We start from the raw sequence: 21,961 nt of genomic DNA on the forward strand, positions 1-21,961 counted from the left end.
GAGAGACGATAAGCCGTTAAGTGCTTTTTGTTTACTGTGGAGATATAGTTCAAATATAAAAAAGTTAATTATAGAAAATTTTTTTCATAAAAAAAGCCACTCAATGAGTGGCTTTTAATTTTTACGTATTAATCAATTACAGTGTAAATACACCAATGATAGCGATAACGCTGATAATTGCTGCACCACCATAAAATACCCATTTGCTTGCAGGTACATGCACTTTAAAATCGTGCAGAGTATGGTGAATACGGTGTAATGCACACCAAACTGGCAGAATAATCATTAGCAGTAAGAACAGACGGCCAATGATGCTTTGGCTAAATGCCATAATACGTTCATAAGTAAATGCTTCTGGCGCAATACCCATAGGGATTAGGATACCGAGCAGGATGATGATTGCTGGAGAAACAATCGCACTCCACATACCACCTGCACCAAATAATCCCCAGAAAATAGGTTCATCAGAGCGCTTAGGAAGTTGATTCTGATTCATTATTTCCTCCTGGGTTAAATTAACGCCACTGCCAGAATAGCGGCAGTAACAACGATAGTGACACCCCAGAAACCACGAACGATGGGTTCTTGTGGCATTTTTTCATCTTTAACAACGATAACCACTGCTTTTGGTGCAAGTTTGAACCAAGTTGCAGAGTGGAATACCGTCGCAATTAGGGTCACAATGTTAATTAGCATTACAATTGGGTTGCTCAGGAATCCAACGAAACCTGCCCAACTTTCTGGTCCATTTTTCAGTGCGAATACACCAAACAGTACAACCAGACTGAACCAAAGTTGTGGAAGACAAGTCCCTTCACGGGTGATATAGAAACGATAGAATCCAAGTTTCGTCCACCAGTTTGGTTGCATGCCACGAACATAAGGCTTACGTTTTGTTGTCATGTCTTGTTTCCTCCTTAACGTGGTTTCAGCATCGCAATGACAAAGTCTTGCGCACTGGCTGCTTTACCTTGCTGAATAGCGGCAGCAGGATCCACATGTTTTGGACAGACTTCAGAACAGTAGCCAACAAAGGTACAAGACCAGACACCGTTCTCACCATTTAACTGAGGCATACGCTCTTTTGCCCCATGGTCGCGACTATCTGTGTTGTAACGTTGAGCTAATGTAATCGCTGCTGGGCCAATAAACTCTGGGTTTAGACCAAACTGCGGGCATGCTGCATAGCAAAGACCGCAGTTGATACAACCAGAGAATTGGTGGTATTTTGCCATTTGAGCAGGAGTCTGTTTATTCGTCCCTTCTGAAGGCTTACGATCATTACCGATGATATAAGGTTTAATCGCTTCTAAGCTTTCAATAAAGTGAGTCATATCGACAACAAGGTCACGCTCAACTGGGAAGTTACCTAACGCTTCAACTCTTATACCGTCTGGATATTCACGAATAAACGTTTTACAAGCCAATTTAGGCACTTTGTTGACCATCATGCCGCAAGAGCCACAAATCGCCATACGGCAAGACCAACGATAAGAAAGATCAGGCGCTAAATTGTCTTTAATATAACCCAATGCGTCCAGTAATGAGGTTTGCTCATCATAAGGAACATCATAAGTGACGAAATGAGGCGCTTCGTCTGTTTCTGGGTTATAGCGCATGACTTCCATTTTAATGTGCTTCATGTCATCAGCCATTCGCTTTCTCCTTATTCTGCTTGTCTTGTGCAGTCGCTTCACCACCATAGACACGTTTAGCAGGAGCAGATTTCGTGATCTTCACATCGCTATATTCTAAACGAGGGGCACCTTCTGGGTTATAGAACGCCAGAGTATGTTTCAGGAAGTTCACGTCATCACGCTCAGTACAACCTTCGTCAAGACGTTGGTGTGCACCACGAGACTCTTTACGATTGATTGCGGAATGAGCCATACATTCAGCGACATCTAAACCAAAGCCAAGCTCAATTTTGTACAGTAAATCTGTATTAAAGACGCTGCTCGTGTCTTTAATTTCAACGCGTTTGAAACGTTCTTTTAATTCAGCCAGTTTATCAATGGTTTTTTGCATTAATTCAGGTGTACGATAGATACCGCAACCTTCTTCCATTGATTCACCCATTTCGTCTCGAATTTGTGACCAGCTTTCAGAACCTTTTTGGTTCATCAGATTTTTCAGGCCATCTTCGATATCACGAGTACGAGCATCTAATGCTGATGCGTTAGCTGGTGCTGCTTCTTGTGCACAACGAACCGCTTCTTCACCAGCAAGACGACCGAATACAACCAGCTCTGCCAGTGAGTTAGAACCTAAACGGTTAGCGCCGTGTAAGCCAACAGATGAACATTCACCCACCGCAAACAGACCTTTAATACGAGTCTCAGTTTGTTGGTTAGTTTCGATACCACCCATAGTGTAGTGAGCAGTAGGACGAACAGGGATTGGTTCATTAACTGGGTCAACACCCACATACGCTTTTGCCAGTTCACAAATAAATGGCAGACGTTCATGAAGTTTTTTCGCACCCAGATGACGTAAGTCAAGATAAACAACGTCACCACGGTGAGTTTTGATGGTACGGCCTGCGCGCCACTCATGCCAGAAAGCTTGAGAAACTTTATCGCGAGGACCTAATTCCATGTATTTATTTTCTGGTTTACCTAATGGTGTTTCTGGTCCTAGGCCGTAATCTTGCAGATAACGATAGCCATCTTTATTGACCAGAATACCACCTTCACCACGACAACCTTCGGTCATCAGAATACCTGAACCTGGTAGGCCAGTTGGGTGATATTGAACAAATTCCATATCACGCAGTGGAACGCCATGACGTAAAGCGATACCCATACCATCACCAGTAACAATACCGCCATTGGTATTGAAACGATAAACACGTCCCGCACCACCGGTTGCCATAATGACTGCGTTAGCACGAATTTGAACTTTCGTACCTTCCATCATATTAATAGCAACAAGACCACGAGCGTGACCTTCATCAACAAGAATATCGAGAACAAAGTGTTCGTCGAAACGTTGAATTTGTGGGTATTTTAAGGATGTTTGGAACAGGGTATGTAGCATATGGAAGCCGGTTTTATCGGCTGCGAACCAGGTCCGTTCGATCTTCATCCCACCAAAACGTCGGACGTTGACTGACCCGTCTTCTTTCCGGCTCCAAGGACAGCCCCAGAGTTCTAGTTGAGTCATCTCTGTTGGACAATGCTCAACGAAGTAATCGACGACATCCTGTTCACACAACCAGTCACCGCCTGAAACGGTATCATTGAAGTGGAAATCATAGGAGTCGTGAGCCTGAGTCACTGCTGCTGATCCGCCTTCTGCTGCCACGGTGTGGCTACGCATTGGGTAAACTTTTGAGATCAGAGCAATTTTCAGTTGAGGATTAGCTTCCGCTGCAGCTATTGCTGCTCGTAAGCCTGCGCCCCCGGCTCCGATTATCGCTATATCGGCATTAAAGGTTTGCACTGCGCTTCTCCATTGTTCAAGTGAAAATTGGAATAATTGTCTAGAATTCAATTCACTGACATTATTAATTTGTAATGCTATTTTTTTACGCTATCCGTAACGAAATTGTTTCACTACCTTGTGACTGCGCTTGATAACATCTTTATTATCATTGACTGTAATTTTAGTATAACGAAATGTAGGGCACCGAAATTTGATATGAATGATGGTTTTCCCGTATTTCGCAAAAAAAGTGTGATCTATGCCAAGAATTCTGGGTTTAACTAATAAGCCACCAGAGAAACTTGAAGATTAAATAGAATATATTTTTCTAAATTGAAAATTTATAAATAGTAATGAATAACCTATTTTGAAAGTATAGATAACTTTAATTGGAAATGACAATGATTTTTTATTAAATGTTGATTTTAAAGGGTAAATGCTTTTATCTTTCTTAAGTCTAATTTTAATTAATAAAATTCCATTTTAAAAACTAAAATAAATTTTTTACTATTTATCTAAAACAAATCGGTTTGTCTTGTTAATTGTTAATAAAATATTAATAATATTTCTAAAGGTTTTTAATACTCATCAAAATACGTAGATTTAAATAGAAAGTTAACTTTGAAGTTTAGATGAGTTTGGCTATTTAAATATAAGCATAGTGTTAGTTTATTGTTATTTGTAATTGAGAAAAAGAATTATTCTAATTAACTCTTTTTATAAAAATAGCGAAAAAGCACTGAGTTTCTTACTTTAAATTGGTGTTTATTTAAACGATAAAAAGTGCCCAAAAGTAGATGTTTTGTAGAATTATATTTATTTATCTTATGTGTTTTTACTTAATAAAAGAAAAGATCAGTGAAAAAATATAAAATGAAACCTCTCTTTATTAGGAGAAATTTGTCTGTTGAAGAGGATGCGAGTAAACTGCACGCTTTGTTTTCTGTTGGAGTTTTTCGTTCATGAGTGAAATCGCGGATTGGCAGCCAAGCGCCTCAATCGCCAACTTATTAAAAAAGGCGAAAATAGTCAGTAATATTAGGCGTTTTTTCACTGATCGTGGTGTGTTAGAAGTTGAAACACCGATGATGAGTCAGGCTACCGTTACCGATGTTCATCTTTACCCATTTGAAACCCAATTTGTGGGGCCTGGTGCTTCTCAAGGGCTAAAACTTTATTTGATGACAAGCCCTGAATACCACATGAAGCGTTTATTGGCTGCAAACAGTGGGCCGATTTATCAAATGGGGCGTTGCTTCCGTAATGAGGAAGCCGGTAGATATCATAATCCGGAATTTACGATGCTTGAGTGGTATCGCCCTTGTTTTGATATGTACCGGTTGATGAATGAAGTCGATGATCTACTGCAAGAAGTGTTAGATTGTGAAGCATCAGAGTCACTCTCTTATCAGCAAGCATTCTTGCGTTATCTCGATATTGACCCTTTATCTGTTGATAAAGAAAAATTGCGTGAAGTGGCGGCAAAACTGGATTTATCAAATATTGCAGATACTGAAGAAGATAAAGATACGCTACTTCAGTTGCTATTTGTTTCTGGAGTTGAACCTCATATCGGTTTAGAAAAGCCAACCTTTATCTATCATTTCCCTGCGTCACAAGCGTCATTGGCTGAAATCAGCTCTGAAGATCATCGTGTAGCAGAGCGTTTTGAAGTCTATTTTAAAGGTGTTGAGTTAGCGAACGGATTCCGTGAGCTGACGGATGCACAAGAGCAACGTCATCGCTTTGAACGTGATAATCGTCAGCGAGTGGCAATGGGATTACCAGAGCAACCTATTGATGAGCGCTTTTTAGCTGCTCTTGAAGCGGGACTACCTGAGTGTTCGGGTGTAGCTTTAGGCGTTGATCGCCTTATTATGCTAGCACTGGGTGTTGAACGCCTTAGTGATGTTATTGCATTCCCTGTTTACAGGGCATAAGTGCGATATCAATAGTGCTAAAAAAGAGAGCCGAGGCTCTCTTTTTTATTTTTTGGATTTTCGGCTTTGTCTTCGTTTTTCTTCTGCTTCAAGGGCTTTTTCTTGAAACTTCGCAAACTTATTCCCTGTTACGTCTTTCATATAGCGATAATTAATAAACCAAAACGTAATACATGAAAATAAAATAACCCACCAAATTAACAGTAGCTTTAATGCAGAATTAACACCCAGCATTAAATTAAAGCTAATTAAGACCATTAAGCTGACAAATATCGAGCTAAATAATCCTCCTGCAATTTGCGACATATATTTTTTTAAAGGTGTGATACTGATTAATGGCAAGATAATTGCCATAGAGAACAGTACGCCAAATGTGGCAAACATAATAATCGAGATAGGTTCATCAAAGCTTAGAAACCAATCCGTTATACCAAAAAAAGAAAAGGGAATTTCTATCATGATATTGCCTCCCTACTAGGGTAAAAAAGAGGGATATCTTTAAATTTAAAAATAAACATAAACACTATATTAGGAAAAATACGTATTTCAGTATTATAGAGAGTCACAGATTGATTGAAGAATTCTCGCCTGTCAGCTATGCATTCTTCTAATTCTTTCGCTTGTATTTGTAATAGGTGCAAATTTTTCCCGCTGATAAGTTCAGGATATTTTTCAGCAATAATGAGTGATTTTTTTATTTGTGGTAATAACTGATTAGCTAAATTAACTTTTTCATCTAATACATCTGCATGTAAATAGTGACCTCTATTTTCAGCCAATTTTTCAAATAAGGCTTTCTCATGATCCATTGCTTTTTGTGTAATCACTATCAGCATGGGGATCAAGTCAGCTTGTTTTTTTAATAAAACATCAATGTTGGCAAAGGCTTTATAGCAATTATTTTTTAGCATCACCATGTTGTTATAAATCATCACTAATTGGCGTATTAAAAAATACACTAAGGTGAGAATAAAAATAATGAAAATAAGCCATTCCATAATAATTAATTACCAAGGTGAAGAGGTGTTATTAAAATAAAGCGTTAAGATGCCGTCTTGATATTCCATCGGTATTACTAAAATGGAAAAGATAACAAAAAGAGCAAGGATAACGATGATAGTCGCGTTACGACGTAAAGGACGCGCTTTGTTCCAACTAACAATATAATCTTGTGGCGATAAACCCAGTAGGTAATGAGGCGCTTTACGTGTGATAACCACTTCGCCATTGACGGACTCTGCATCACCAATTAATAAATATGTTGTATTTTTGTCTAAAATGTACTCTTTAAAACGTTTACTGTTGGATTCAAAATCTTGATGAGGTTTGATACCAAAGTGTATAAAAGGAGTATCAGCCGCAAGAACTTGAATTGATCCTGTATCATCTGTCATCGTGAAATTATTGATTTCTTTTTCGCAAAGCGTTTGCTGATAGCTTTTTTTACCTTCTTTGTCTGTGGATATGTCGTATTCATAATAGAAATAGCCATAACACTCTTTTTTACCTAATCGACTATTTAAGATTTTCCCCGCAGTTATCTTGCCTTCAATTTCAACAAGTCCAATGGCTAAAGAGCGAATTTTAGATGTCGCTAGAATTTTTTGAAAACGTAAAAAACGTTTTTCAGGTGTTCTTCTGACGATTTGGTAAACGAACATTAAAACGAAACTTAAAAAGAACAATCTTTGGTCGATAAACAAGCTGAAGCTTAAACTCAGCAATAAAAGGCTAACAAATACAGTGTTGATAAGTGCTGAAAATTTAGAGGTTCCTTCATTTTGTAATTGATGGTAATTCTTTATCGCTTTCTCTCCAATATTCGCAATATGGGTTGAAATACCATATGCAAATAGCAAAATAACAGTGAATGCAATTCCGGAGATAAGATTAACAACAGAGTCTTCACCACTAGGATAAACGTCCGTTTCTCTCGAAAAAAACAGATAATTTCCAGCAGCAAAAGCGATCCCTAAAAAGGGAACAATACTCAAGCTGTTCTTCTTTTTTTGAGGACGTTTGCTGCGTAAAAAATAGATTAATGCACCCACAGCACAGCCGATAAAAAAATAAATTAACACTGCAATTTATCCTTAATGCGGTTATTTAAAGTGAATTCCTTCAAATTTCATTTCTTCTTTTGGTATTTCAAGTAATTGCATACGTTCAAAGCGAAAAAGGCCAGCAATTAAGCTATCAGGAAACATCTCTATTGCAGTGTTGTAGTTAGTTGTTGCATCATTAAAGCCTTCACGACGTTGAGCAATTTTATTTTCTACATCACTAACACCTGTTTGAAGTAGTGCTAATTGCTCACCTGAAATTAACGTCGGATAATTTTCAGCAAGGGCAATCATGCCTCGCAGTGCTGTATTCATCTCATTTGTTGCGCTAATTTTTTCATTAATATTTTGTGCTTTAAAATAGCGTTGTCTTGCGTCACTTAATGCAATAAATACACCTTTTTCGTGCTCCATGGCTTTTTCAGCTATAGCCATTAATTGAGGAATTTGGTCAGCTCTTTGTTTTAAAATAACGTCAATATTCGCAAACTGATTACTTACTTGATTGCGTGTTGCAATAAGACGGTTGTAAATGGAAATTCCCCAACCAATAAAAAGAACGATAAGAACAAGTAAAATAATCGCCATTATTGTCATCGTGATCCCTTCCTCTAAATATTTAATAAATAATGATAGCTAAATTAAAAAGTGATTATGATTTTTAATTAAATTATTAGAATAAGTTAGAGAAAGATTAAGGAATATACAATCAGAAAGGGCGCAAATATCTAGGATACTCGTCATACTTCAAGTTGCAGCGTTGTTGACTATATTCATTCGTACTAGTCACATACTTATATACTCGTCATACTTCAAGTTGCAGCGTTGTTGACTACATTCATTCGTACTAGTCACATACTTATGTATGCTCCTAGCATCTCATTCATTTGTCGCCTAGCTGCACCTTGAATTATTTAGAGTATCGACTTGTTATACTTCAAGTTGCACCTTGAGTTATTTAAGGTGCAACTAAAATGTGATAAGTTATTTAGCTTGTTTTTGTAAGAATTTAACTCCTAAATCAGGGAAGTCTGTAAAGACACCCTCAGCACCTGCTTGGTTATAAATGATGTCGTAAAGCTGATCACCATCTTTTGCGTATTTAGGCAGTTTATCAATACGAACAGTAAACGGATGAATGGTTAGTTTATTAGCATGCGCATCAGCAGCCATTCCCGTTAAGGTGATTTTTTCTGGTGTTGAATTTTCTTCGACTAACATATGGTAGTCAGGGCCAATACCATCGGCATAAGTGGCAATTTCTTTCATTGCACCTGGCTTAAACATCCACTCATAGCTGTAGTTTGTCCATGTTCCATCAGGTTGTTTTTCATAAGTCTCATTCCAGTCTGTATAGGCAATTAACTGAACGAGTTTTAAATCCATACCCATTTTAGGCATTAATTCTGTTTTGATGCGTTTTAGGTCGTTAGCATCGAAAGATTGCAGATAAACATTGTCGGTTTTTTTCGTGTAACCATACTGTTTAAGTACTTCGAGCACTTTAGAGGTAATGTCTTTGCCTTCTTGTTCATGGAACCAAGGCGCTTTAATTTCAGGGTAAATACCAATATCTTGCCCTGTTGATTTGTTTAAACCTTGAACAAATTCAATCTCTTCTTGGAATGTGTGTACACGGAAATCGGATTTGCCCATAGGGAAACGGTTTGGATAACTTTGGACTTTTTTACCGTCAACAATGTCAAAACCTTCGGTAAATTTTAGCCCTTTGATCTCTTCAAGCGTAAAGTCGATAGCGTAATAACGACCATCTTTTCTTGCTCTATTTGGATAACGTTCAGCCACATCTGTTACACGATCAAGATAGTGATCATGTAAGACAACCAGTTCGTTATCTTTTGTCATCACTAAGTCTTGTTCTAGATAATCTGCGCCTTGAGCATAAGCTAATGCTTTGGCAGGAAGCGTATGTTCAGGCAAATAACCACTTGCACCTCGGTGAGCGATAACGACCTTATCACTTGCCGCTTGTGCGATTGCACTTAAAGATAGAGTTAAAAGAACGCCTGCAACTAACGGTTTTATTCTAAAAGATGTACTCATAAAGCTGCTCCATTTTAATTCTATGTACAACAAAGTTATGTACAGTTGGCAATAAAAAAGCCACATCAAAACAGTTGATGTGGCTTGGTTTTTAGAGATGAGATTTAACTAATTTCATAAATAATCAGTTAGCGATTATTCGTACTTCTGAAGCATTTCACGTTTGTGTTTGGTTTCAGTAACCATCACGATAAGTAATAACACAACAGATAGCGCACTACCGCCGATCATGACCATAAAGCCGCCATCCCAGCCGAAGTAGTCAACGGTGTAACCTACGATAGCACTTGCTGCAACAGAACCACCTAAGTAACCGAATAGGCCAGTAAAACCTGCTGCTGTACCTGCTGCTTTTTTCGGTGCAAGCTCTAGCGCATGCAGACCAATCAACATAACAGGACCGTAGATTAAGAAACCGATGATTAACATACACGCCATATCAACATTCGGGTTACCCGCTGGGTTCATCCAGAATACGATAGTTGCGATAGTTACCAAGGTCATGAAGAACACGCCTGTTGCACCACGGTTACCTCTGAATACTTTATCTGACATCCAACCACACAGCAGTGTGCCTGGGATACCAGCGTATTCATATAAGAAGTAAGCCCATGATGATTTATCCATTGCGAAGTCTTTTACTTCACGCAGATAAGTCGGTGACCAGTCCAGTACGCCATAACGCAGTAAGTAAACAAACACGTTAGCAATCGCAATCATCCACAGAAGTTTGTTAGGGAACACATACTTCATAAAGATTTCTTTTGCAGTCAGCTCTTGTTCGTCAGTTTCTTTATAATCAGGTGGATAGTCGTTTTTGTATTCTTCAATTGGTGGAAGACCACAAGATTGTGGTGTATCACGCATTAATGCGAATGCAATCATAGCAACTAAGATTGCTGCAAATGCTGGCATATATAACGCTGCTTTCCAGTCGTTAAACCATGCCATACCTAATAAGAACAGTAATGGAGGTAAGCCACCACCAACGTTATGCGCACAGTTCCAGATAGAAACGATACCGCCACGTTCTTTTTGTGACCACCAGTGCACCATTGTACGTCCACAAGGAGGCCAGCCCATACCTTGGAACCAACCACAAAGGAACAACAGAACGAACATTACCATAATGCTCGAAGTTGCCCATGGTACAAAGCCCATAAATAGCATCACTGCGGATGCTAAAATAAGACCTGCTGGTAAGAAATAACGAGGGTTAGCACGGTCAGAGAATGAGCCCATGATAAACTTAGAGAAACCGTAAGCAATCGAGATCCCTGATAAAGCAAAACCTAGGTCACCTTTAGAAAACCCTTCTTCTACAAGATAAGGCATTGCTAACGCAAAGTTTTTTCTTACTAAATAATAAGCAGCATAACCGAAGAAAATCCCCATAAAGATCTGCCAACGCAGACGACGATAGACAGGATCTATCTGCTCTTTTGGCAAACGCGCTTTATGTGGCGCAGGTCTAAACAGACTTAACATATTAGCCTCCGATGGCTTTTATTTTAATATGTTGATATTAAATAATGACAAAACGAACAGTGAAGTTATCAAAAAATTTTCTTTAACGAACTTAATAGTAAACTTATACAATCAAATTTACTGTGAGGTATTACTCAGTTGTCGAATAATTTTTCAAGATGTGCAATTTTGAGTGATATGTTAACTTTATCAAATACTTTTTGTTAAATAATTTGTGATTAGTATCACACTTGTGGTTTTAATTTTTCACTCGTGAGCGTTTCTCTTTCGTTTTTGCTCATTATCAAACATTAACCACATTTTTTGTGTATCTTATACACTATAATTAACGCTAAAGAATAATTAAGCGTTTGCTGAATGTAATGTGAGAGGGCATCTCTATGATGAGCGGTTCACCAGTGACAGAAACTGATGTCATTATTATTGGCGGGGGAGCAACCGGTGCAGGCATGGCAAGAGACTGTGCACGCCGTGGATTACGTTGTGTCCTGCTAGAAAGACATGATATTGCAACCGGTGCGACCGGTCGAAATCATGGATTGTTACACAGTGGTGCGCGTTATGCAGTAACAGACCCTGAGTCAGCGCGTGAGTGTATTGAAGAAAACATGATTTTAAAACGGGTCGCTCGTCATTGTGTTGAAAAAACGGATGGCCTTTTTATTACCCTTCCTGAAGATTCTTTAGAGTTTCAACAGACCTTTATTCAATCTTGCCAAGCAGCAGGTATTGATGCTCAAGCGATTTCACCCGAAGAAGCTATTCGCTTAGAGCCATCTGTTAACCCAAATTTAATCGGCGCGGTTAAAGTGCCAGATGGTACTGTCGATCCTTTCCGTTTAACTGCCGCAAATATGTTAGATGCCCGCGAACATGGCGCCCAAGTACTGACTTATCATGAAGTTGTTGGACTTATTCGTGAAGGCGACCGTGTTAAAGGTGTGAAAGTTTACGATCATCAAGCGAAAAAACTGTATGAAATTCGCGCGCAAATAGTGGCAAATGCAGGGGGAATTTGGGGGCAAAAAATCGCTGAATATGGCGAGTTAAAAGTTCGTATGTTCCCAGCCAAAGGTGCGTTGTTGATTTTGGGTCATCGTATTAACAATATGGTGATCAACCGCTGTCGTAAACCTGCGGATGCCGATATTTTAGTGCCTGGCGATACCATTTCATTAATTGGTACAACATCAACACGAGTACCTTACGATGAAATCGACAATATGTATGTCACCCCTGAAGAAGTCGATATTCTTATTCGTGAAGGTTCAATGTTAGCGCCAAAACTGGCTCAAACTCGAATTTTACGTGCTTATGCAGGTGTGCGTCCTTTAGTTGCAAGTGATGATGATCCATCTGGTCGTAATGTTAGCCGTGGTATTGTTTTACTCGATCATGCGCAACGTGATGGATTAGAAGGATTTATTACTATTACTGGCGGTAAATTAATGACTTACCGTTTAATGGCTGAATGGGCAACAGATAAAATCTGCGAAAAATTAAATGTCTCTGCTAAATGTACAACCGCAGAAGAAGCCTTACCGGGCTCTCGCCAATCAGCAGAGCAAGCATTACGTAGCGTTGTTTCATTACCTGCGCCAATTCGTGGTTCTGCGGTTTATCGCCACGGTGATTTAGCTAATAAATTATTGAGTAATGAACGTAGCGATAAGAGCTTAGTCTGTGAATGTGAAGCCGTTACGGCAGGGGAAGTTCGCTATGCGGTTAACTCTTTAACTGTCAATAACTTACTTGATTTACGCCGCCGTACTCGCGTGGGTATGGGAACATGCCAAGGTGAACTTTGTGCTTGTCGTGCAGCGGGTTTATTAAACCGTTTACAAGTCACTACTCCTCACGAATCAGAACAGCAACTTGCCCATTTCTTAAATGAGCGTTGGAAAGGTATTCGACCAATTGCTTGGGGTAATGCGTTACGTGAGAGTGAATTCACCAGTTGGGTTTACCAAGGTTTATGTGGTTTAGATGCTGATATGATTGAAAAAACAGCTTCAGCGGAGGCAGATAATGAAATTTGACGTCATCATTATAGGTAGCGGGCTTGCAGGATTAACCGCAGGTATTCGTCTTGCTGAAGCCGGTAAGTCTTGTGCAATCATCAGTAATGGTCAAAGTGCGCTACACTTTTCATCAGGTTCATTGGATTTATTAACCCATCTTCCTGATGGTTCAGTCGTGACTCAACCTAAAAAAGCATTGGCAATATTAGCTGAATTAGCCCCTAAGCATCCTTATAGCCGTATTGGTGAAATTCAGGTTTCAACTTTCATTGAACAGGCTCAAGCACTATTAGCAAATACGAGTGGTCTTGAATATCAAGGTAATGGTGATGAAAACCATTATCGTATTACACCCGTTGGGCGTTCACGTATGAGTTGGATGAGCCCAAAACGTGTGCCAACGCATGGTGTTGATCAAGCGTTGCCATGGAAAAAGCTGGCTGTTGTTGGAATCGAAGGCTTCTTAGATTTTCAGCCACAATTTGCAAGCAATACGCTTAATGAGCAAGGTGTTGAGTCTATTCCTTATCATATTCACTTACCGCTATTAGACAGATTACGTGATAATCCAAGTGAATTTAGAGCAGTCAATATTGCGCGCTATTTAGATAAACCTGAAAACACTAAAGCGTTAGCGGAAGAGCTGAAAAAGCATATCGATGATAGTGTTGAAGCAATTATTTTACCTGCATGTATTGGACTGGATGCTGAAGAGCCAGTGATGCTACTTCAACAACTTGTCGGTAAACCTATCTGTTTATTACCGACATTGCCACCATCACTATTAGGTATTCGTTTACATCAAGCATTAAAACTGCGTTTCCAAAAAGCTGGCGGTTTAATAATGCCGGGCGATCGTGCAGAACAAGTTGATTTAGTGGGGAATAAAGTTACAGGTATTCATACTCGAAACCATACTGACATTCCGATTCGCAGTGAGCATGTTGTATTGGCAACGGGCAGCTTCTTCAATAATGGATTAATTGCAGAGTTTGATCGTGTCTATGAACCTTTGATGGAACTTGATTTGCTAGAAACATTACCTCGCAATGAGTGGACAAAAGAGAATGTCTTTGCGAAACAGCCTTATATGCGATTTGGTGTTGATACAGATAGTCAATTAAGACCGATGAAATATGGCGAAGTCTTAGAGAATGTTTACGCCGTAGGTGCTGTATTAGGTGGGTTTGACCCACTTAATGAAGGTTGTGGCGCAGGTGTTTCAATGATCAGCGCACTTTATGCAGCGCAGCAAATTTTACAGCACAATAAATCAAAACAAACCACATCTGCGGTTGTGGAGGCAGCACAATGAGTTTACATGATAACAGTTTTGAAGCGTGCATTAAGTGTACTGTTTGTACGACTTACTGCCCTGTTGCAAAAGTGAATCCACTTTATCCGGGCCCTAAACAAGCGGGTCCTGATGGTGAGCGTTTACGCTTAAAAGATCCGATGCTTTATGATGAAGCATTGAAATATTGCACCAATTGTAAGCGTTGTGAAGTTGCTTGTCCGTCAGATGTGAAGATTGGTGACATCATTTCGCGTGCGAAACTGAACTACAATACAAAAACACCAAAACTTCGTGATGCTATTTTAAGTCATACGGATCTAATGGGTACATTATCAACGCCAATGGCGCCGATAGTAAATACCATTACAGGATTAAAACCTGTACGCAAGATCTTGGATAAAGCACTTAAAATCGACCATCGTCGCGAATTACCAAAATACTCTTTTGGTACATTTAGAACATGGATGAAAAAACAAGTTGAAGAGCAGGCGCGTTTTAAAGATCAAGTTGCCTTCTTTCATGGTTGTTATGCTAACTATAACCACCCACAATTAGGGAAAGATTTAGTTAAAGTATTCAACAAAATGGAGATTGGTGTTCAGTTATTAAAACGTGAAAAATGCTGTGGTGTTGCATTAATTGCGAATGGCTTTGTTAAACAAGCTAAAAAACAAGCCGCGGTAAACCTTGAATCTCTGACAGAAAAAATTGTTGAAAACAATATTCCTGTTGTTGCAACATCATCAACCTGTACTTTCACTATTCGTGATGAGTATGAACATATCCTTGATGTTGATACATCAAAAGTACGTGAAAACATTGAATTAGCGACACGTTATATTTATCGCTTATTAGAAGAAGGTCGTGAATTACCACTGAAGCACACTCCGTTAAAAGTGGCGTATCACACACCTTGTCATATGGAAAAAATGGGATGGACAGCGTATTCCATTGATTTAATTAAGCGTATCCCTGGTGTTGAAGTCATTGTTTTAGATTCTCAATGCTGTGGTATTGCTGGAACTTACGGTTTTAAATCTGAAAACTATGATGTTGCTCAAGGCATTGGTGCGGGCTTATTCCGCCAGATTGAAGAGAGTGGCTGTGATTTGGTAATTACAGACTGTGAAACCTGTAAATGGCAAATTGAGATGTCAACGACGAAAAAATGTGAACACCCTATTAGTTTATTAGCAAGAGCATTATAAGTACTACCTATTCGATAATAAAAAGTAATTGATTACTAAGATAACAAGCAGCTAGGGAATAAAAGAGGATCTTTTATTCCCTTTTTTTATTTTTAGTAAAAACAGTTGTGAAATATAAAAGAATAAGAAAATGAAATAACCTGATACGGTGGAACTCAGGTTATTTAAATACTCTTATTTTTAATGTGAGATATAGGTATTTTGATAAAGCCAAATATTTTGGACTTTTTTGAGCGTTATATTTTGCCCGTCGGTCAGCGAGAGCGCTTGTTTTCCGGCTTCATTAATAATTGGAATATCTAGTGCATTAGCCAATACGGTTGTATTAGACAGAGGATTGCCGTGGCTTAATAAAATTCCTTTAATCTTATTGGTATCAAGAGCCATTAATGTGGAGGGATGAAGCTGTTTTGTCACCAGAATTGCGTTTGTATAAGGAGGATGCGTGATTGGCGGAGGTGCTGAAGTTAAATAGCGTAGTAATCGAGATAAAATATCATCTAAATCACTTTCACGAGCACGCATATTATCATCATCCATTTGCGCATAAGTATCTATTAAATCAATGAATGTCTGCTGTAAGGCAAATTCAGCATTACAGTGATGTTTGCTTATCATGCTACATACAGTCAGTTGTAATTCGGTATTTTCTAATAAGAAGCGGTGACTAGAAAAAATATGGGCATATTGTTCTCCAATCGTGCGGTACGCTTCTTCTGTTAACCAGTCTATATCTTTTTTGGATCGCTCAATGGCTTTTACGAGACGTTTTTGCTCTTCAAGTAATAAGTGAGAGGATATTTTTTTACGAGGGATCACAAAACGATGATAAGGGTATAACCAAACAGGTGCGGTGATAATTCTGACAGGTTCGTAATTTGTGTTTTTAGGGTGAATATTAAAATTAGGCAGATTTTCACCTAATTGCAGTTTTTTAATTGTAATGGTTTTATGCGCCGCTTTTTCTGCTTCTTCAAGCGAAGCGCCTAACGCAATACTATTGGCGGCAGCCAAGGTGCCTTCAACAATTGGTGCTGAACTTAACGCGACGTTAGTGGCTACGTTATGCTCCAGATTAGCGATAGCGAGTGCTGCATTTTGTGCTGAATGATAAGTATCGAGTAAAACGAGTACACCTTGTTTGCTATAACACTTTTTAATTGCTGTGAGTATCGTTTCTGGTGACACTTCATTAGCAAGATCAGAGGGTGTTTGGTAGTTGGTCGCAATGGCAATTTTTACTTGGCGATCTACAGTCTGATTAACGAGCTCTTTAATACCATTGGCGAGCGTAAGGCTCTTTGAAACTAATACGATACTGACCATAAATCACCCTTTTTTGTAAATGCAAACAGGGAGATAAACACTCCCTGTTTACTCAGGCTTTAATAAAGCCATTCCCGTCCTAATTGGTCGGCAGTTAAAATAGCGGCATAAACCTTATCGGAATCGATATCAAATGGCATGTTGTAAATTGTCTCACCTTCAGCACAACTTAACTCAGCAACCGCCATGATTTTTTCATTTAATTCATCGCCTGTTGCATTGATACCCAACTCTTCTAAAGTGACCGGTAGCCCGACTAAAATACAGAAATCGAGGAACTCTTCTAACTCTTCTAATGGACTGTTTTCTAACACTAATTGGACTAATGTACCAAAGGCGACTTTTTCACCATGGTACATATTGTGACACTCTTCTAATGCCGTAAACCCATTATGAATAGCATGGGCAGCTGCAAGACCCGCACTTTCAAAACCGATACCACTTAAGAAGGTATTAGCTTCGATAATATTTTCTACTGCAGTTGTACAAACACCTCGGCTGACTGCGAGTTTTGCTTTATAACCATCTTCTAAAAGAGTGTTATAGCAAAGTTCAGCCAGAGCTAGAGCTGCTAGTGTTGATTTGCCTCCTGCCATAGTCTGTTTTTGGGCATGACTACAGGCTCTTGCTTCGAAGTAGGTTGCTAAAGCATCTCCCATTCCAGACACTAATAAACGAGCTGGTGCAGAAGCGATGATATTGGTGTCCATCACGACAACATCAGGATTTGTTGGGTAGAAAAGGTAACTATCAAACGCGCCTAATTCTGTATAAATGACAGAAAGTGCGCTTGTTGGTGCATCAGTGGAAGCAATGGTTGGAGAGATGACGACAGGAAGCTGACATTTATAAGCAACAGCTTTGGCAGTATCAAGTGTTTTACCTCCACCAACGCCGATGATCACAAGAGAGGCTTGTGCTTTTGCGAGTTCAGATAACCGATTGATTTCCTTGTGTGTGCATTCACCATTAAACAGTTCAAAGTGCCCATTCACTTCATATTGAGACATGCTGTCTTTGACGGTACTTCCGACGAGATCCATAACAAATTTATCAGCAATAATCAGTGCTCTATCGCCAAAAGGTTTTGCGTATTTACCAATATGGTATAGCGCATCTGGTCCTTGAATATATTTAGCGGGGGATTGAATAACTTTTAACATAATAGACTCCTACTATTCGCAAAAGAGAGTAAAAAATCCTTATGGTGGGGCTTGTCATCCCAATTGACACAGAATTCTATGGAGATGAACTTAAATACATTAACAGTTTAATAGACGAATAAAATATTTCATTGTAAATAATTAATCATTTTTATATTAGCATGCAAAAAACATCATAATAATGATATTTAAGTAATATTCTGTACGTTGTTTGACTAATCATGCTAATTAATTACTATAAGAAATATTTACGTAAAATAATAAATTATTTCAGGCAGAATAAAGCTTCATAAAATTGACTTATGAAGCTTTATTATTTGAATTATGACATTTATGTCATTATTTTTTTGCGAGGTGAGACAGATTATGAGCGAATTTCAGCATAATCTTGTTTTTGATTTTCTTGTGCGAAAAAGTGACGCAAAATAAAATTCAACAAAACACCATATGCAGGCAAGAAAAACAGCATACAGATGGTCAATTTAAACACGTAGTCAACCAATGCAATTTCAACCCAATTCTCCGCCATAAATGCGTCAGTACTACGATAAAATGCAATAAAGAAGAAGGCGAGTGTGTCGAGTAAATTACCAAAGAACATCGCTGCACTTGGTGCTACCCACCATTTTTGTTGTTGTCTTAAACGATTAAAGACAGACACATCCATGATTTGACCTAACACATAAGCCATAAAGCTTGCTGTCGCAATTCTTGCCACCATGATATTAAAATCAGTTAATGAGGCAAAACCTTGCCAACTTCCTTGGAAAAAGAGCGTTGAGATCAGGTAAGAAATCGCTAATGCAGGGATCATGACGGCAGTAATAATGCGTCGAGCCAAAGGCGCACCATAAATACGAACCGTTAAATCTGTCGCCAGAAAAATAAACGGAAAAGTAAAGGCACCCCAAGTGGTATGGAAACCAAAAATGGAGATAGGCAATTGCACAAGATAGTTACTAGATGTAATTATCAGAATGTGGAACAAAGAAAGCCATAACAGCGCCACCGCTTTTTGGCGGGGAGTAAACGTATACATAAATTGTACCTTTTTAGTGATTGGGGTGAGGGAACCCAATAAAACAGTGATTTCTCTCTTAAATGAGAGGATGCGCATAATACGCCTGTTGCGCAACAAAAGCAAAGGTTAGCGGGAATACCTTTGTGCTTAATGTGCCGTGATGTGAACACGAAAGCGAGATATAATGACACAATCTGTCAGTGTAAGAAGAATGGTTAATAGAATGAATGCTCAATTTGATGATGCAACTAAGACATTAGATACGCTAGGCCTACGTTGCCCTGAGCCTGTGATGTTAGTGCGTAAAACCATAAGAAATATGGCATTAGGTGATACGCTTTTAGTCATTGCGGATGATCCTGCCACAGTGCGTGATATTCCCGGCTTTTGCCGTTTTATGGAACATGATTTATTAAATCAAGAGACTGAATCTGCACCTTATCGTTATCTTATCCGTAAAAAAGAGAGCAATCTGTAATTTATCATCGCGCTAAAAAAATAACCCAAACCTCAATTATTGAAGTTTGGGTTTTTTAGTTTATTCTTTGCTAGATGATTTAAGTTTTACTCTTAACAATCTTACGGCATTGGCGGTGACAAGGGCTGTTGCACCAGAGTCAGCCAATACTGCAACCCAAAGCCCTGTTATTCCTAATAAGCTGGTCACTAAGAACACGGCTTTTAAGCCTAGCGCGATAGTGATGTTTTCACGAATGATTTTGCGTGTTGCACGAGATAACTGAATAATTTCAGGTAAACCTGTTAAACGGTTATGTGTTAATGCTGCATCTGCGGTTTCCAGTGCGACATCAGTTCCGCTTCCCATTGCAACACCAATAGTCGCTGCTTTCATTGCTGGCGCATCGTTAATACCATCACCGACCATCATGGTGTTATGCGTTTTACTGATTTCCATCACTGAAGTCACTTTATCTTCAGGGAGTAATCCTGCACGGAAATCCATGCCAAGTTTTTTCGCAATCGCCGCTGCGGCTCTTGGGTTATCGCCCGTTAGCATTACGGCATTAATGTTCATCTCTTTCAATAATTTCATTGATTCAATGGCATCACTGCGTAAGGTATCTTGCATAGCAATAACACCGATTAGCTGACTCTCTTTTAATACAACAACAACGGTTTTACCTTCATCTTCAAGGCGTGCAACCTCTTGTTGCCATTGAGGCGATAATGTTGTTGTTTCTGATAATTGAGACGGCGCACTCACTAGAATGTGTTGGCTATTTAAATAACCTTCAATACCTTTACCCGCTAAGGCTTTACGATCTTCCGCTTCAACAACAAGCACGCCTTGTTCTTGTGCTTTATTGATAATGGCTTTTGCTAATGGGTGATGTGATCCGACTTCTACGGATGAAGCAAAAGTCAGGACTTCTTTTTCATTAAACCCCGTTTCAGCAACAACATCCGTAACTTGAGGTTTCCCTTCAGTCAATGTACCTGTTTTATCAAGTGCGATGGTATTAACGGTGCCTAATTGCTCTAACGCTGCACCTCCTTTAATTAACGCACCACGTTTTGTAGCAGCAGCTAATGCTGAGGTAATTGCTGCTGGTGTTGAGATAACCAACGCACAAGGACAACCAATCAATAACAGCGTTAAGCCGCGATAGAACCATGTTTCCCAAGGCTGAGCAAAGAACAGTGGTGGCACAATAATCACTAATGCAGAGAACAGCATAATAGCAGGGGTATAGTAGCGGCTAAAGCGGTCCACAAAACGCTCAATCGGCGCTCTACGCTCTTCAGCTTCTTCAATCAATTGCAAAATACGGTCGATAGCATTTTGTCCTTGTTCAGATACCACTTTCATCTGTACAGATCTATCCACAGATAAACAACCTGCTGCTACTTTTTCGCCTTGTAGACGCTCTACTGGTACGGATTCACCCGTTAATGCACTTTCATCAAAGCTTGCAAATGCACTGACTAATTCCGCATCTGTGGGTAAGCGTGAACCTGGTGCAATTTCGATGATGTCGCCTGGACGTAATTGCGCAACAGGCACAGTTTGTTTTTTACCATCTTTGATTAATGTCGCTTCTTCTGGCACTAATGCCATTAATGCACTGACACCACGACGAGCGCGTCCTGCGGCATAAGACTCCAGCATTTCACCAATCATAAACAGCAAAATAACCATTGCTGCTTCTTCGGTAGCATTAATAAAGAGCGCACCAATTGCGGCAACACTCATCAACGTTTCTATGGCGAAAGGTGTACCACTGCGAATAAGTTGCAAAGACTTTTTCACAATGGGGAATAGGCCAATTAAGGTTGTTGCAAGAAAAGCGGCACGTCCTGCTTGAGGATCAATAAACTCAGCACCCCAGCTAATCGCCATTAAAATCGCAAGTACAATGACAAACGAGCTCTCTTTTAATAGGCTTTGCTTAGCCACTTTTTTAGATTGAGGAGATGAAAGATCAAAAAGCTCAAATCCTGCACTGTTAATTGCGGCAATGACATCTGCGCGTAGATCGCTATCCGCATCAACGACCAATTTTTCGGTGGCAAAAAGGACTTTTGCTTGTTTTACACCAGCCACTTTAAGTGCTGCGGTTTCAATTTTTTGTGCACAACTTGGGCAGTCCATACCTTGCACTTTCCAGCTAAAGCGTTGTTGTGCAATCTTTTCTGGCTCAATGTTAGAAACAGGGGCGTTGATATCACAGCTTCCATGAGCATGACTATGCCCATCATGGCTATGATCGTGACCATCATGATCATGGTGATGCTCATCCTCGGATTCAGGATCACTTTTATCTATCTTGGTATGAGAATGTTCGCTTTCAGTATGTGAGTGCGTACTATTCTCTGAGTGACCTGAACAGCATTGAGAGCTTGAGCAGCAAGCATCGGTATGTTTATGATTATCGTGTTGATGAGCATGTTTAGTCATAACTGGCTCTCCTTGTTCAACAAA

Annotated in this window: 19 protein-coding genes; 5 read left to right on the forward strand and 14 right to left on the reverse strand. The window is 39.4% G+C overall.

The annotated features are described in order from the left end of the window. Positions 1–136 precede the first annotated feature (136 nt). The 4 genes from frdD to frdA are packed head-to-tail and all read right to left on the reverse strand — an operon-like array spanning position 137 to position 3,444. Positions 137–496, reverse strand: coding sequence for a fumarate reductase subunit FrdD (gene frdD, locus ACNART_RS03535; RefSeq protein ID WP_006535438.1), 360 nt, complete (start codon positions 494–496; stop codon positions 137–139). Positions 497–510: 14 nt separating this feature from the next. Continuing rightward, positions 511–903 (reverse strand): fumarate reductase subunit FrdC, encoded by a 393-nt coding sequence (gene frdC / locus ACNART_RS03540; protein WP_088493866.1) that lies wholly within the window; start codon positions 901–903, stop codon positions 511–513. A gap of 14 nt (positions 904–917) precedes the next feature. Continuing rightward, positions 918–1,655 carry a succinate dehydrogenase/fumarate reductase iron-sulfur subunit gene (locus tag ACNART_RS03545; protein WP_023583701.1) on the reverse strand — a complete coding sequence of 246 codons (738 nt, stop codon included), beginning with the start codon at positions 1,653–1,655 and terminating at the stop codon, positions 918–920. Further along, positions 1,648–3,444: a fumarate reductase (quinol) flavoprotein subunit gene (frdA, locus tag ACNART_RS03550; RefSeq protein ID WP_109374308.1), complete on the reverse strand. Its 1,797-nt coding sequence runs from the start codon at positions 3,442–3,444 to the stop codon at positions 1,648–1,650. The genes ACNART_RS03545 and frdA overlap by 8 nt, the downstream gene beginning before the upstream one ends. 944 nt (positions 3,445–4,388) lie before the next feature. On the opposite strand from frdA, the gene epmA reads away from it, so the two are divergent. Continuing rightward, on the forward strand, positions 4,389–5,366 hold the full coding sequence (gene epmA, locus ACNART_RS03555; protein ID WP_023583702.1) for an elongation factor P--(R)-beta-lysine ligase: 978 nt from the start codon (positions 4,389–4,391) through the stop codon (positions 5,364–5,366). 45 nt (positions 5,367–5,411) lie between these two features. Here the strand turns inward: epmA and ACNART_RS03560 are convergent, their stop codons facing one another. The 6 genes from ACNART_RS03560 to glpT form a co-directional block, all read right to left on the reverse strand. Further along, a complete protein-coding gene (locus ACNART_RS03560) occupies positions 5,412–5,825 on the reverse strand; it encodes a hypothetical protein (RefSeq protein ID WP_198632042.1) in 414 nt (137 codons plus the stop codon). Continuing rightward, on the reverse strand, positions 5,822–6,283 hold the full coding sequence (locus tag ACNART_RS03565) for a LemA family protein (protein ID WP_416303439.1): 462 nt from the start codon (positions 6,281–6,283) through the stop codon (positions 5,822–5,824). Before ACNART_RS03565 ends, ACNART_RS03560 begins: the two co-directional genes overlap by 4 nt. 90 nt (positions 6,284–6,373) lie before the next feature. After that, complete coding sequence (locus ACNART_RS03570; RefSeq protein ID WP_416303440.1) at positions 6,374–7,447, reverse strand: hypothetical protein; 1,074 nt, start codon at positions 7,445–7,447, stop codon at positions 6,374–6,376. A gap of 21 nt (positions 7,448–7,468) precedes the next feature. Next, complete coding sequence (locus tag ACNART_RS03575) at positions 7,469–8,026, reverse strand: LemA family protein (RefSeq protein ID WP_160229943.1); 558 nt, start codon at positions 8,024–8,026, stop codon at positions 7,469–7,471. A gap of 387 nt (positions 8,027–8,413) precedes the next feature. Next, positions 8,414–9,493: a glycerophosphodiester phosphodiesterase gene (gene glpQ, locus ACNART_RS03580; protein ID WP_109372059.1), complete on the reverse strand. Its 1,080-nt coding sequence runs from the start codon at positions 9,491–9,493 to the stop codon at positions 8,414–8,416. A gap of 135 nt (positions 9,494–9,628) precedes the next feature. Then, positions 9,629–10,981 carry a glycerol-3-phosphate transporter gene (gene glpT / locus ACNART_RS03585; RefSeq protein ID WP_072063819.1) on the reverse strand — a complete coding sequence of 451 codons (1,353 nt, stop codon included), beginning with the start codon at positions 10,979–10,981 and terminating at the stop codon, positions 9,629–9,631. 380 nt (positions 10,982–11,361) lie between these two features. Between glpT and glpA the strand changes: the two genes are divergently transcribed. Genes glpA through glpC form a run of 3 tightly spaced genes read left to right on the forward strand, consistent with a single transcriptional unit; the run spans position 11,362 to position 15,507 of the window. Then, complete coding sequence (gene glpA / locus ACNART_RS03590; RefSeq protein ID WP_171455253.1) at positions 11,362–13,020, forward strand: anaerobic glycerol-3-phosphate dehydrogenase subunit A; 1,659 nt, start codon at positions 11,362–11,364, stop codon at positions 13,018–13,020. After that, positions 13,010–14,317 carry a glycerol-3-phosphate dehydrogenase subunit GlpB gene (gene glpB, locus ACNART_RS03595; protein WP_416303441.1) on the forward strand — a complete coding sequence of 436 codons (1,308 nt, stop codon included), beginning with the start codon at positions 13,010–13,012 and terminating at the stop codon, positions 14,315–14,317. Before glpA ends, glpB begins: the two co-directional genes overlap by 11 nt. After that, positions 14,314–15,507, forward strand: a complete 1,194-nt coding sequence (gene glpC / locus ACNART_RS03600) for an anaerobic glycerol-3-phosphate dehydrogenase subunit GlpC (RefSeq protein ID WP_088493856.1) — start codon at positions 14,314–14,316, stop codon at positions 15,505–15,507. Before glpB ends, glpC begins: the two co-directional genes overlap by 4 nt. Positions 15,508–15,687: 180 nt before the next feature. Here the strand turns inward: glpC and ACNART_RS03605 are convergent, their stop codons facing one another. The 3 genes from ACNART_RS03605 to ACNART_RS03615 form a co-directional block, all read right to left on the reverse strand. Further along, positions 15,688–16,833: a phosphoenolpyruvate-utilizing N-terminal domain-containing protein gene (locus ACNART_RS03605; protein ID WP_196532413.1), complete on the reverse strand. Its 1,146-nt coding sequence runs from the start codon at positions 16,831–16,833 to the stop codon at positions 15,688–15,690. A gap of 59 nt (positions 16,834–16,892) precedes the next feature. Beyond that, positions 16,893–17,996, reverse strand: coding sequence for a glycerol dehydrogenase (locus ACNART_RS03610; protein WP_198619251.1), 1,104 nt, complete (start codon positions 17,994–17,996; stop codon positions 16,893–16,895). A gap of 364 nt (positions 17,997–18,360) precedes the next feature. Then, on the reverse strand, positions 18,361–19,035 hold the full coding sequence (locus ACNART_RS03615; RefSeq protein WP_196532411.1) for a 7-cyano-7-deazaguanine/7-aminomethyl-7-deazaguanine transporter: 675 nt from the start codon (positions 19,033–19,035) through the stop codon (positions 18,361–18,363). Between the two features lie 205 nt (positions 19,036–19,240). Here ACNART_RS03615 and tusA point away from each other — a divergent pair, with 205 nt between their 5' ends. Next, the gene (gene tusA, locus ACNART_RS03620; protein ID WP_109372081.1) at positions 19,241–19,495 is read left to right on the forward strand and encodes a sulfurtransferase TusA; all 255 of its coding nucleotides are present in this window, start codon (positions 19,241–19,243) and stop codon (positions 19,493–19,495) included. A gap of 60 nt (positions 19,496–19,555) precedes the next feature. Here the strand turns inward: tusA and ACNART_RS03625 are convergent, their stop codons facing one another. After that, positions 19,556–21,937, reverse strand: coding sequence for a zinc/cadmium/mercury/lead-transporting ATPase (locus ACNART_RS03625; protein ID WP_198625932.1), 2,382 nt, complete (start codon positions 21,935–21,937; stop codon positions 19,556–19,558). Positions 21,938–21,961 lie beyond the last annotated feature (24 nt).

The sequence above is a fragment of the Proteus sp. LHD240705 genome, assembly GCF_047921555.1.
Lineage (GTDB): Bacteria > Pseudomonadota > Gammaproteobacteria > Enterobacterales > Enterobacteriaceae > Proteus.